This is a genomic window from Deinococcus wulumuqiensis R12 (genome assembly GCF_011067105.1).
In the GTDB taxonomy this organism is placed as follows: Bacteria; Deinococcota; Deinococci; order Deinococcales; family Deinococcaceae; genus Deinococcus; species Deinococcus wulumuqiensis.
Genome location: NZ_CP049357.1, coordinates 1,798,474 through 1,810,372, shown reverse-complemented (window position 1 = coordinate 1,810,372; position 11,899 = coordinate 1,798,474). Strand labels below are relative to the sequence as shown.

General features: G+C 69.3%; 12 protein-coding genes and 2 tRNA genes. 8 read left to right on the top strand and 6 right to left on the bottom strand.

Annotation, left to right across the window (positions count from 1 at the left end):
- Positions 1-28: 28 nt before the first annotated feature.
- The 8 genes from murG (at position 29) to G6R31_RS08775 (ending at position 8,542) form a co-directional block, all read left to right on the top strand.
- Positions 29-1,207, top strand: a complete 1,179-nt coding sequence (murG, locus tag G6R31_RS08810) for an undecaprenyldiphospho-muramoylpentapeptide beta-N-acetylglucosaminyltransferase (RefSeq protein ID WP_025567313.1) — start codon at positions 29-31, stop codon at positions 1,205-1,207.
- Entirely contained in the window at positions 1,200-2,612 is a 1,413-nt protein-coding gene (gene murC, locus G6R31_RS08805; protein ID WP_025567311.1) for a UDP-N-acetylmuramate--L-alanine ligase, read from the top strand. The genes murG and murC overlap by 8 nt, the downstream gene beginning before the upstream one ends.
- Positions 2,609-3,481, top strand: coding sequence for a UDP-N-acetylmuramate dehydrogenase (locus tag G6R31_RS08800; RefSeq protein ID WP_017870108.1), 873 nt, complete (start codon positions 2,609-2,611; stop codon positions 3,479-3,481). Before murC ends, G6R31_RS08800 begins: the two co-directional genes overlap by 4 nt.
- Positions 3,482-3,597: 116 nt before the next feature.
- Positions 3,598-4,497: a cell division protein FtsQ/DivIB gene (locus G6R31_RS08795; RefSeq protein ID WP_017870109.1), complete on the top strand. Its 900-nt coding sequence runs from the start codon at positions 3,598-3,600 to the stop codon at positions 4,495-4,497.
- Positions 4,494-6,098 carry a cell division protein FtsA gene (ftsA, locus tag G6R31_RS08790; protein ID WP_025568151.1) on the top strand — a complete coding sequence of 535 codons (1,605 nt, stop codon included), beginning with the start codon at positions 4,494-4,496 and terminating at the stop codon, positions 6,096-6,098. The genes G6R31_RS08795 and ftsA overlap by 4 nt, the downstream gene beginning before the upstream one ends.
- An 84-nt stretch (positions 6,099-6,182) precedes the next feature.
- Positions 6,183-7,295 carry a cell division protein FtsZ gene (gene ftsZ, locus G6R31_RS08785; RefSeq protein ID WP_017870110.1) on the top strand — a complete coding sequence of 371 codons (1,113 nt, stop codon included), beginning with the start codon at positions 6,183-6,185 and terminating at the stop codon, positions 7,293-7,295.
- Positions 7,296-7,541: 246 nt separating this feature from the next.
- Complete coding sequence (locus G6R31_RS08780; RefSeq protein ID WP_017870111.1) at positions 7,542-8,249, top strand: AzlC family ABC transporter permease; 708 nt, start codon at positions 7,542-7,544, stop codon at positions 8,247-8,249.
- Positions 8,246-8,542, top strand: a complete 297-nt coding sequence (locus G6R31_RS08775; RefSeq protein ID WP_017870112.1) for an AzlD domain-containing protein — start codon at positions 8,246-8,248, stop codon at positions 8,540-8,542. The genes G6R31_RS08780 and G6R31_RS08775 overlap by 4 nt, the downstream gene beginning before the upstream one ends.
- Positions 8,543-8,800: 258 nt before the next feature.
- On the opposite strand, the gene pfkA is transcribed toward G6R31_RS08775, so the two are convergent.
- The 6 genes from pfkA to G6R31_RS08745 all read right to left on the bottom strand — a co-directional run bounded on the left by pfkA (position 8,801) and on the right by G6R31_RS08745 (position 11,742).
- Complete coding sequence (gene pfkA / locus G6R31_RS08770) at positions 8,801-9,805, bottom strand: 6-phosphofructokinase (protein ID WP_017870113.1); 1,005 nt, start codon at positions 9,803-9,805, stop codon at positions 8,801-8,803.
- Between the two features lie 13 nt (positions 9,806-9,818).
- Positions 9,819-10,760: a 16S rRNA (cytidine(1402)-2'-O)-methyltransferase gene (rsmI, locus tag G6R31_RS08765; RefSeq protein WP_017870114.1), complete on the bottom strand. Its 942-nt coding sequence runs from the start codon at positions 10,758-10,760 to the stop codon at positions 9,819-9,821.
- Positions 10,750-10,971: a hypothetical protein gene (locus G6R31_RS08760; protein WP_017870115.1), complete on the bottom strand. Its 222-nt coding sequence runs from the start codon at positions 10,969-10,971 to the stop codon at positions 10,750-10,752. The genes rsmI and G6R31_RS08760 overlap by 11 nt, the downstream gene beginning before the upstream one ends.
- A 79-nt stretch (positions 10,972-11,050) precedes the next feature.
- Positions 11,051-11,479: a hypothetical protein gene (locus G6R31_RS08755; RefSeq protein WP_017870116.1), complete on the bottom strand. Its 429-nt coding sequence runs from the start codon at positions 11,477-11,479 to the stop codon at positions 11,051-11,053.
- A gap of 96 nt (positions 11,480-11,575) precedes the next feature.
- Positions 11,576-11,649 (bottom strand) — tRNA-Gly (locus G6R31_RS08750).
- Positions 11,650-11,665: 16 nt separating this feature from the next.
- Positions 11,666-11,742: transfer RNA gene (locus G6R31_RS08745), tRNA-Pro, on the bottom strand.
- Between the last annotated feature and the right edge of the window lie 157 nt (positions 11,743-11,899).

Genomic DNA, 11,899 nt, shown 5'->3' with positions numbered 1-11,899 from the left:
GCGTCCCCCGCTGCTACACTCACTCCCGATGAGTCTGGTGGTCATGGCAACAGGGGGGACGGGTGGACACATTTACCCCGCCGTCGCCACCGCACACGAGCTTCGGGAGCGCGGCTACGACGTAGCGTTGATGGGTCAAAAGGGCGGCATGGAAGAGCGCATCGCCGAGCGCGAGGGGCTGACCTTCTACGGCGTGGACGCGGGCAAACTCGCCCGCAGCGGGCAGGGCCGCCCCGACCCCCGGCAACTGCTCAGGGCGGCGCAGGGCCTCGCGCAGGCGCGGCGCACCCTGGCGGGCCTGACCCCGGCGGCGGTGGTGGGCTACGGCGGCTTCGCCAGCCTGCCTGGTGTGCTCGCGGCGCAGAGCCTCGGGATTCCTACCGTCCTGCACGAGCAAAACGCCCGGCTGGGCCTCACGCAGCGCCTCGCCGTGCGCCGGGCGCAGGCCGTGGGCACCGCCTACGAACAGGTCATCGGCCTCGACTCCCGCAAGGCCACCCTGGTCGGCATGCCGGTGCGCGAGGACCGTCTGCCCCGCGCCGAGGCCCTGGCCACGCTCGGCCTGCGCGACGGCCCGGTCACCGTGATGGTGATGGGCGGCTCGCAGGGGTCGCTGTTCCTCAACGAGCGGGTGCCGGGCATCCTGTGGCGGCTGTTCGGCAAGGTCGGCAAGCTGCGCGGCAAGGGCGATGGGGTGCCGCCCATCGACCTCGACCTGCGCGGCCCGCACCTCATCGAAAACGAGCGCAGCCGCGAGGTGCAGGTCATCCACGCGACCGGCCCGCGCTGGCTGGAATCGGTGCAGCCCAAGGTGGAGAACCTGCCCTGGTACCACGTCACCGGCTACGTGGACGCGGTGGCGGCGTGGTCGGCGGCGGACCTTGCCATCACCCGCGCCGGAACCGGCACCCTGGCCGAAGCGGCCTTTCACGGCGTGCCGCTGATTATGGTGCCGCTGCCCGAGTCGGCCGAAAACCACCAGTACCACAACGCGGTGGCGGTGGAGAGAGCCGGGGCGGGCCGGGTGGTGGAGCAGAAGGACTTGGAAGGGACTCTGGAAAAGGTGGTGTTAGAGTGTGCCGCACCGGGCAAGCGCAGCGCCATGCGCGACGCCGCCCAGAAACGCGCCCGACCCGGCGCCGCCGCCCGCTTCGCCGACCTCATCGAGGTGCATCTGCGCCGGGCTTCCCCTACCTCCCATGACTGACTCTGCCCCCCTTTCTGAACCGGCTTCCTCCTCGTCCTCTCTCCATTACCACCTGCTCGGCATCGGCGGCATCGGCATGAGTGCCTTTGCGCGGCTGCTCGCGGCGCGGGGCCACCGGGTCAGCGGTTGCGACCAGAGTCTCGGCGCCCAGACGGCGGGCCTGGAAGCCCAGGGAATTCCCGTCGCGGCGGGCCACGACGCCAGCCACGTCACCGCGCAGCCTTTCGGCCCCATCGACGTGCTCGTCGCGTCCGAAGCGGTGCCCAAGTCGCACCCCGAACTCGTCGCGGCGCGGGCGGCGGGCGTGGTGGTGCGTCCCCGCATGGCGCTGCTCGGTGAACTGCTCGCGGGCGGCCCCGGCGTGGGCGTCATCGGCACGCACGGCAAGACCACGACCACCAGCATGATTGCGGTGGCGATGTACGGCGCGGGCCTGGACCCCTCCGCCTTCGTGGGCGGCAACGTGCCCGAGTTCGGCGGCAACGCCCGCACCGGCAGCGGTCCCTTCGTGGCCGAGGTGGACGAGTCCGACCGGGGCTTTGCGCTGCTCGGCTGCGAAACCGCCGTCTTTACCAACGCCGAGGACGACCACGTGGGCGGCGATCTGGCGACCTACTGGGCGACGGTGGAGGAGCAGCACGCCGCCTTCGCCCGCTTCGTGGCGCAGTCGGGCCGGGTGCTGTACTGCGCCGACTGGGAAGGACTGGACGCGCTGTGTGCAGGCGCCAGGGAAACGCTGACCTACGGCCAGAGCGAGGGCGCCGACTACCGCGCCGTGCAGGTGCGCCCCGACGAGAGCGGCACCACCTTCGATGTGGCGTACCGGGGCGAGCGGCTGGGCGAGGCCCGCGTGAGTCTGCCCGGCACCCACAATGTCCTCAACGGACTGGCGGCGCTGGCGGTCACGCACCTCTACGGCGGCGACTTTGCCCGTGCAGCTCAGGCCCTGGCCGACTTTCACGGCCCCGGTCGCCGCTGGGAAATCAAGGGCGAGCGCGGCGGCGCCCTGGTGGTGGACGATTACGCCCACAACGCGACCAAGGTGGCCTCGGCGGTGCAGGCGGCGCGGCAGACCGGGCGCCGGGTCCGTGTGGTGTTTCAGCCCCACCGTTACCTGCGCACCCAGCAGAGCTGGCCCCGCCTCGCCGACGCGCTGATGGACGCCGACGAGGTGCTGGTGCTCGATATCGCCGCCGCGTCCGAAACCCCTATCGAGGGCATTCACGCGACCCTGATTACTGGGCGCATGGCGCAGGGGGGACATACCAACGTGCGCTACTGCCCCGACCGCGCCGCCGTCGTGCGCGAGCTGCGCGAGTCGGCGCGGCCCGGCGACATCATCGTGACGATGGGCGCGGGCGACGTGTACCGCATCGCCGAAGAGGTCGTGGGGGAAGGAGCATGAGCCGCACCGGAGCGCGGGTGGAGAGACAGCCGCTGGCCCGCTACACCACCCTGGGTGTGGGCGGCGAGTCCGAAGTGTGGTTCGTGGAGACCCACGAGCAGCTCGCCGAGGCGATGGAGGCCCCTTACCGCATCCTCGGCGGCGGCAGCAACCTCGTCGTTTCGGATGCGGGCGTGCCCGAGCGGGTCATCCGCCTCAGCGGGCCGCTGGCCGAGCGCGACCTGACGCCCGACCCCGCGCTGTCCACGCCTGACCTCATCGTGACCGGCTGGGTCGGCGGGGGCGCGCCGCTGCCCGGCCTGCTCCGCGCGCTGCAAAAGCTCGGCTGGAGCGGACTGGAAGGCACGGTGGGCATCCCCGGACAGGTGGGCGGCTCGGTGTGGATGAACGCAGGCACCCGCTTCGGCGAGATGTTCGACGGGCTGCACACCATCGAAATCGCCACGCCGGACGGGGTGCGGCAGGTCACGCCGGATGATCTCGATTGGGGCTACCGTCAGAGCGGGATTCCGCGTAACCACATCGTCACGCGGGTGCGCCTGAAGCTGCGGCCCTCCACCCCCGAAGCGGTGCTGGAAAAGATGGACCAGGCCGACCAGGCCCGCAAAGGCCAGCCCAAGAACAAGACGCCCGGCTGCGCCTTCAAAAACCCCGGCGGTGTGAGCGCAGGCAAACTGATCGACGAGGCGGGGCTGAAGGGCACCCAGGTCGGCAACGCCCGGATTGCACCCGAGCACGGCAACTTCATCGTCAACCTCGGCGGAGCGACGGCATCTGACGTTCACGCGCTGCTCGACCTCATCCGCGAGCGGGTGGGTGTGCCGCTCGAACTCGAATACGAGCTGTGGCCCGAACACCTCGGCAGCTGAAGGCGTCAACGCAACGCAGCGGAGCAGTGAGAGGGAGCGGCCCGGACAGGTGCCCTCCCTTTTCTCTGTTCTCTGCGGCACAATGTCGGCGTGAACCGACCGATGAGGGCCTGCCCGTGAAGGACGACCCGCGCCCCGCCCCCCCGCCGCCCGCCGACGCCCGTTCGCCGCGCCCCCCACGTCTGGACTTCGACCTGAACGACTTTTCCGCGCCGCGCCCGGCCGGTCAGGAGCCGCCGGTGTCTCGCCCGGAACCGGCCTCTGCTGCGGCTGGGGCCGCGCCGGGGGCCAGGGGAGCCGACGTGCCGCCCCCCGGCGCCGCTCCCGCCACGAAGCCGCCGCCGGTGCCCGCGCGCCCCTCTCCGCGCCGCCCCCGCCGCGCCCTCAAGCCGGGATGGTGGGTGCTGGGCGCGGCGCTGCTCGCCGGGCTGCTCTACCTGAGCTGGACGCAGGTGCCGGTGCGTCAGGTGGTGGTGAGCGGCAATACCCGCCTCACGGCGGAGCAGGTGCGGCGCCTGGCCGGGCTGCCGGTGGGGGAAGCCCCTTTCGGCTGGCTGTACTACGGGCGCTGGAAGGCGAAGGGGCTGCTCGACTCGCCCTGGGTCGCGTCGGCGGAAGTCGTCCGGCAGTTTCCCGACACTGTCCGCATTCAGGTGAACGAGCGCCGTCCCCTGGCCCGCTGGAACCGCCCCGGCAAGCCGCCGCTGCTGCTCGCCGAGGACGGCACCGCGCTTCCGGTGGGGCCTGGGGTGACGCCGGGCAACGTGGCGGCGCTGCCGGTCATCAGCGGCTGGGGTCCCGAGCGGCTGACCGAGGCCCTGCGGCTGACCCGCGCCCTGTCGCGCTACACTGTGCAATCGGTGACGTATACCCCGTCGGGCCTGAGTGCGCAGACCGCCACTGGGACGGCGTGGGGCGGCGACCTGAAAACCTTCGTCAAGTATGCTGGGAGTATCGGCATGTATCCAAATAAGAAAATCCATATTTACCCCTGGGGGGTGAGCGTCCAGGAATGAGAGAAAACAGCATCATCGTGGGCCTGGACATCGGTACCACCAAGATCACCACCGTGATCGGCGAGGTCGCGCCCGACGGGACCATCGACATCATCGGTGAGGGCAGCGTGCCGAGCGAGGGCATGAAGCGCGGCAGCGTCGTCAATCTGGAACGGGCGACCCAGGCCATCAAGCAGTCGCTTCACGCCGCCGAGCGCGTCAGCGGGGTGCGGGCCTGGAACGTCTTCGTCAGTGTAGGCGGCAACCACACCAAGGCCATGACCAGCCACGGCCTCGCCGCCATTCGCCGTCAGCAGGAAATCAGTCCGCCCGACGTGGAACGCGCCATCGAGAACGCCCGCGCCGTGCCGCTCGACCCCAGCCTGGAAGTCCTGCACACCATTCCTCAGGAATACGTGGTGGACGGTCAGGAGGGCATCAAGAACCCGGTGGGGATGCACGGCGTGCGCCTTGAGGTGGACGTGCACATCGTCGCCGGGTCGGCTGGTCCCCTGCTCAACCTGCGCCGCTGCGTACAGGAAGCGGGACTGCAGATCGAGGGCTTCGTGCTGCACTCGCTCGCCTCGGGGCTGGCGACGCTCGACCAGAGCGAGCAGAACCAGACCACCGTCGTGGTGGACATGGGCGGCGGCACCACCGACATCGGGGTGTTCAAGCGCGGCAACCTCGCCCACTCGGCGAGCATTCCCATCGGCGGCGACCACGTGACCGCCGACCTCGCGCAGATTCTCAAGATTCCGATGGAAGAAGCGGAAAAGGTCAAGCGGCACTACGGCGCGGCCATTCCCGAACTTGCCGACCAGGAACTGACGCTGGAAATCACCACCGCGTCGGGCGCCACCCACGCCATCAGCGCCTACGAACTGTCGCGGGTGATTCGTCCCCGCGTGAGCGAGATCTACGGCCTGATTCGTGACGAAATCGACCAGGCGCTCGGTCCGGTCGAACTCGTCGCGCAGTCGGTGGTCCTGACCGGCGGCGGCGCCCAGTTGCCCGGCGCGGTGGACCTCGCCCGCGAGCGTTTCCGGCTGCCCACCCGCCTCGGGCGGCCCCGGGGCATCCACGGCCTGAGCGACATCGTGGGCGACCCGGCGCACGCATGCAGCGTGGGCATGGTGCTCTACGGCATCACCCAGGACGGGCGGGTGCCCAGCGGCCTCGACGACAGCGACCCCGCCGCCTACGCCGAGTACCCTGGCCGACATGACCAGGGTTACCCCCAGGGCGGCTCCCCGGTGCCGGGCTACCTCACCGCTCCTACGGGTGGCGTGCATGGGGGCGGAGCGCCGGTCTCGCTGTCTGGCTCGCCGCAGGGCGCTTCCGGTGCCTACCCGGCCTCCGGGTACGTCATCGGGCAGCCCCAGGGTCAGTACCCGGCCACCCCCGGCTACCAGGGGTCGGCCTATCCAGGGGCAGGCCACCAGGGACCGGCTGGCCCAGTCGGCGGGCAGCTGGTCGGCGGGCAAGTGGTCGGCGGGCAAGTGGTCGGGGTGGACCCGCACGCCCAGGTGCTGGTGGACGGCCAGCCCCAGAAGCCCCCGAGCGGCCCCAAGGTCAGTCTGATGGACAAGGTCAAGGCCCTGTTCCGCGACTGGTTCTGAAGCGTTTTTCCAGTTTGACCCCCAGCGTGACACCCCCGCAGGCGACCCGACAGGGCGGGCGGGCGAAGAAATAAGGAGAACACCATGCAAGCGGCCAGAATTCGCGTAATTGGCTTGGGCGGGGCCGGCAACAATGCCGTCAACCGCATGATCGAATCGGGACTCGAAGGCGTCGAGTTCATCGCCGGGAACACCGACGCGCAGGTGCTCGCCAAGAGCCACGCCGAAGTGCGGATTCAGCTCGGTGACCGCCTGACCCGTGGTCTGGGGGCGGGCGCGGACCCCAAGGTGGGCGAGGAAGCCGCCGTCGAGGACCGTGACCGCATCAAGGAATATCTCGACGACACCGACATGCTCTTTATCACGGCGGGCATGGGCGGCGGCACCGGCACCGGCTCGGCGCCCGTGGTGGCCGAGATCGCCCGCGAAATGGGCATCCTGACGGTCGGCATCGTGACCCGTCCCTTCAAGTTCGAAGGCCCCAAGCGCATGCGCGTGGCGGAAGAAGGCATGAGCAAGCTGGCCGACCGGGTGGACGGCATGATTGTCGTCAACAACGAAAAGCTGCTGACCGCCGTGGACAAGAAGGTGTCGTTCCGCGAAGCCTTCCTGATTGCCGACCGCGTGCTGTACTACGGCGTCAAGGGCATCAGCGACGTGATCAACGTCGAGGGCATGATCAACCTCGACTTTGCCGACGTGCGCAACCTGCTCGCCAACTCCGGCACCGTCCTGATGGGCATCGGCGCGGGCCGGGGCGACAAGATGGCCGAGGAAGCGGCCCTGAGCGCCATTCACTCGCCGCTGCTCGAACGCGGCATTCAGGGCGCCCGCCGCATTCTGGTCAACGTGACCGGCGGCTACGACCTGTCCATGACCGACGCCAACGAAATCGTGGAGAAAATCCGCGAGGCCACCGAGATCGAGGACCCCGACATCCTCTTCGGCATCACCCCCGACGAAGCGGCGGGCGACGAAGTGCGCGTGACCGTCATCGCCACCGGCTTCGGCGACAGTGGCTACACCGCGCCCCTGGGCGGCGTGGTCAGCGGCGGACGCGGCGGCTACGACCAGAACTACGGCAGCGGCCTGGTGCGCCCCGTGCGTGGCGGCCCCAGCGGCCTGAGTGGCGGCAGCAACTACGACCCCAAGGACTACGACATCCCCGCCTTCTTGCGGAACGTGGGCGGCCAGTAAAACCGAAGGGAAACAGAGCCGGGGCCAGTGGGTCCCGGTTTTTGCTGTCGGGGTGCCGGAGGCTGCGGCACATCTGCCCAAACCCGTCTCATACGGATTCCGATTGAATCTGGTAGTTTCAGATTCAATCCGAGCGGATGCGAGTAGGAAAAAATACGGATTCCGCGATATGGATGCACAGGCGGCGCTTTCCCGACTGTGCAGGAATTAAGCGGAATCCGTATCAGGCTTTACCTTGAGGCGCAGATGACTTTTTCCACTTCTTTTTGGCAGGGCTTCCGGGCGCTGGTGCCGGTCTGGTTGGGCACCGTGCCCTTTGCGCTGGCCTACGCCGTGACAGCGCGGGGCGCGGGGCTGAGCGTCTGGGAGACCTGCCTGATGAGCCTGACCACCTTCGCCGGGGCCTCACAGTTTGCGGCGGCGGGGATGTTCGGTGCGCACGCCGGCGGGCTGAGCATCGTCCTGACCACCTTTTTGCTCAATGCCCGGCATATGCTCTACGGCCTGAGTCTGGCCCAGCAGATGCCACTGACGCCACTTCAGCGCCTGACCGCCGCGCAGTTTCTGACCGACGAAGCGTATGGCGTGGCGGTCGTGAACGGTGCCCGGCAGCCCGGCAGTCTGAATTTTGCCTTCCTGCTGGGGGCCGAACTCAGCCTCTACCTGTCGTGGAACGTCAGCACCCTGCTGGGGGCGCTGGCCGGGTCGGTGCTGCCCCCGCCCGAACAGCTCGGGGTGGGCGTGGTGTTTCCCCTCGCTTTCCTGGGGCTGCTGGTGCCGCTGATCTCCGACCGGCTCGGCCTGCTGGTGGCGCTGGTGGCCGGTCTGGGCGCCTGGGGCCTCTCGCGGGTGCTGCCGGGCGGACTGGTGATTCTGGCAGCCGGCGTCGGTGGGGCGCTGCTGGGCGCGGTCCTGATGACGCGGCGGGAGCAGCGGGCAGGAGCGCAGCCATGAGCACGACCGTCATCCTGCTGCTGATGTGGGCCGTGACCTATCCCATGCGGCTGCTCGGCCTGTCGCTCGGCGGCGTGCGGCTGCCCCCCTTCTGGCTCAACTTTCTGAAGTTCGTGCCGGTCAGCGTGTTCGCGGCCCTGGTCGTCCCGGACGTGCTCGGCAGTCCCGAATGGACCTGGCGCCTGCCCGCTGCCCTGGTCGCGGGCCTGCTGATCTGGCGCACCAGAAACCTCGGGGCGGGCATCCTGGCAGGCTTCGCGGCCTACTGGCTGGTGCGGGGGGCCGGGCTGTAGAACAGCTTCAGGGCCGCGTTCCCGTGTTCAGGGCGTGGCCCCAGCTCCTTCGTTCCTTCCTTGCTTTGACTCACCCTGCTTTGAACCAGAGATGACTTGCCTTATACGGATTCCGATTGAATCTGGTAGTTTCAGATTCAATCCGAGCGGATGCGAGTAGGAAAAAATACGGATTCCGCGATATGGATGCACAGGCGGCGCTTTCCCGACTGTGCAGGAATTAAGCGGAATCCGTATTAGCTCTGGTTCGAAGTCGTATCAGATGCTCAGCATCTTGGCGCAGCGGTAAAGGTCGCGGCTCACGTCCTTGCGCTTTTCCCAGGTTTCGTGCAGGGGGGTGTAGGTGATGCCGCCAGCGGTGCGGCCCACCATCACGCCTTTTTTGCCGTCCATCAGGGCGTAGACGGCGGCTTCACCCAGGCGGCTCGCCAGGATGCGGTCGGAGCTGACCGGGGTGCCGCCGCGCTGGATGTGGCCCAGGATGCTGACGCGGGTTTCCAGGCCGGTGCCTTCCTGAATCGCTTCGGCAACCGCCTCGGCGCCGCCCTGATAGCCCTCGGCCACGATGATGATGCTGCCGCGCTTGCCCTTGGCGACACTGTCCTTGACGATGGCCACCACGTCGCCGATGGGTTTTTTGTCCTCGGGAATAAACACTTCCTCGGCGCCGCCCGCCACCGCCACGTCCAGCGCGATGTGCCCGGCGTGGCGGCCCATGACCTCGATCACGAAGATGCGCTCGTGGCTCGCCCCGGTGTCGCGCAGCTTGTCCACCGCCGAGAGCGCCGTTTCCACCGCCGTGAAGTAGCCGATGGTGTGGTCGGTGCCGTACAGGTCGTTGTCGATGGTGCCCGGCACGCCGATGACCGGAATGCCGTGCTCCTCCTGCAGGAAGTGGCCCCCGTGAAAGGAGCCGTCGCCCCCGATCACGATCAGGCCGTCCACGCCCCACTCGCGCAGCACGGCGGCGCCTTTGGCCCGGCCCTCCGGCGTGCGCCAGGTGTGGCTGCGGGCCGTGAGCAGAATCGTGCCGCCGCGCTGAATGGTGTTGGCGACGTCACGCGGCCCGAGCCGTTGCAGCTCCCCCCGGTGCAGGCCCGAAAAGCCCCGGCGCACACCGACGACCTCGATGCCCTGCTGGGCGCCGGTGCGGACCACGGCGCGAATGGCGGCGTTCATGCCGGGTGCGTCGCCGCCGCTGGTCAGGACGGCCACGCGCTTGATCCCGGCGAGATTGGGGTGGGCAATGTCAGGTTGGGTCATAGGCATCCTCTCCTCACAGGGTATCCGAGGCAATCGCCGGCCCGCCCGCTTGCAGCGCCAGGGCATAGGCCTCGTTTTTGCGCAGGCCCGCCGCCATCAGCCGGGCGCGGAGGTCGCGCACGCTCAGGCCCTCGGCGGCGAGCTGGGCGGCGAGGGCGGCGTAGTCGGGCGCCCCGGCCTGCGCTTCCTCGTCACTGCGCCCCGAGACGACCACCACGATTTCGCCGCGCACGCCCCCGGCAAAATGCTCCGCCAGCTCGCTCAGCGGGCCGCGCCGCGTTTCCTCGAAGCGTTTGGACAGTTCGCGGGTCACGCTCGCCGCCCGTCCGTCGCCGCAGTGCAGCGCGAGGTCCAGCAGCGTGGCGTGCAGGCGGTGGGGGCTTTCGTACAGCAGGGTCGTTTCCGCGCGGGACGCGATGGCCGAGAGCCGCTCCTTGCGCTCGCGCCCGCTGCGGGGCAAGAAGCCCTCGAAGGTAAAGCGGGCGGTGGGCAGCCCCGAGAGCACCAGCGCAGGCACGAAGGCGGTGGCGCCGGGCAACACCTCCACCGGCAAATCGAGGTCGAGGGCCGCCTGCACCAGTTCCGCGCCCGGGTCGCTGATGCCGGGCGTACCCGCGTCGGACACGTAGGCGAGCCGGGGGTACTTTTCGAGCACCTGTGCGGCGCGGTGCATGGTGTGGGCGTCGAGCCTCACCAGCGGGCGGCGAATGTCCAGGTGGGACAGCAGCGCCCCCGTGCGGCGGGTGTCCTCGCAGGCCACCGCGTCGGCGCCGCGCAGCACCTCCAGCGCCCGCAGCGTCAGGTCCCCGAGGTTGCCGACCGGGGTGGGCACCAGCCAGACGCGGCCTCCCTCCGCCGGGTCAGGGCTGGCGGGCCGGTCCCAGCCGAACCCGTCGTGCTCAGCCCCATCGTGCTCGGCCCCGTCGTTCTGGGCTGCGTCGTCCTCAGTCCGCATCCGGCTCCGGGGGGCACTGCTCCAGCGCCAGGCGCGGGCTTTGCGGCTTGAGACGGATTTTGACCTTGGGGGCGCGGCGAATCACGTTGCTGATGCGGGCGCGGAGCAGCTCGGTTTCGCCGACGGTGACGGTCACGGCGGTGCCTTCGGGCAGCCGGGCGCCGATCACCACGACCACGCCGTTCTCGACGATGCCCGGGTAGGCTCTCACGCGGCGCTCCGCAAGGGGGAAAAGTCGGTCATGGTGCTTCCATTGTGCCGCCTCGGGGCCGGGGGGACACGGGGGCGGCTCACGCTTGCTCCCGCTGTGCCCGGCGCTGCCGCCGCTCGGCCTGGCTGAGCGCCTCGCGCAGCGCCACGATTTCCGACTCGCGGGCGCCACCCAGACGCGAGTAGCGGTCGATCACTTCGGCGGCTTCCCGGCGGCGGCCCAGCGCCAGCAGCATCCGCCCCAGATGTTCGCCCTGCACGAAGTAGGCGCGGGGGTCGTCGGGGTCGGCGGCCACCTGGGCGCGGGCCTCGGTCAGCCGCGAGAGCCGCAGCGAGTGCCGCCCCACCTGCCAGCGCACCAGATACGCGGTGATGCCGAACACCAGCGCCGCGCCCAGCACCGACGCCCCCAGCGCCTCGGGAATGCCCAGGGCCACCCCCAGCCGCACCGTGATGGGAAAGCAGAACGCCAGAATCACCAGCACGGCCAGCGTCGCGGCGTAGTTCACAGGGAAGGGCCTCGCAAAAGCATCGGGCACAGTTTAGCGTCCCAGAGGAGGGGACGGGAACACAAAAAAACTCCCCCGTGATGGAGGAGTCGTCGTTGGAGCGGGATCACGGATTCGAACCGAGGCCAGAAGCTTGGAAGGCTGCTGTGCTACCACTACACCAATCCCGCATGTGCACGCTCAATCTGGTCGGGAAGACAGGATTCGAACCTGCGACCCCCTGGTCCCAAACCAGGTGCGCTACCGGCCTGCGCTACTTCCCGGATGCGTGCGCCAAAAAACTATAGCAGAACCGGCGGACGAGGTGGCAAGGGGCAGCTGTCCGCTTTTCCCGGCTCCGGCGGTGCGTCATACTGTCGGGGTTGCCTCAGGCCACGCGGTCTGGGCACGCGGCGACGGGGAATTCTGGGCGACATCCCT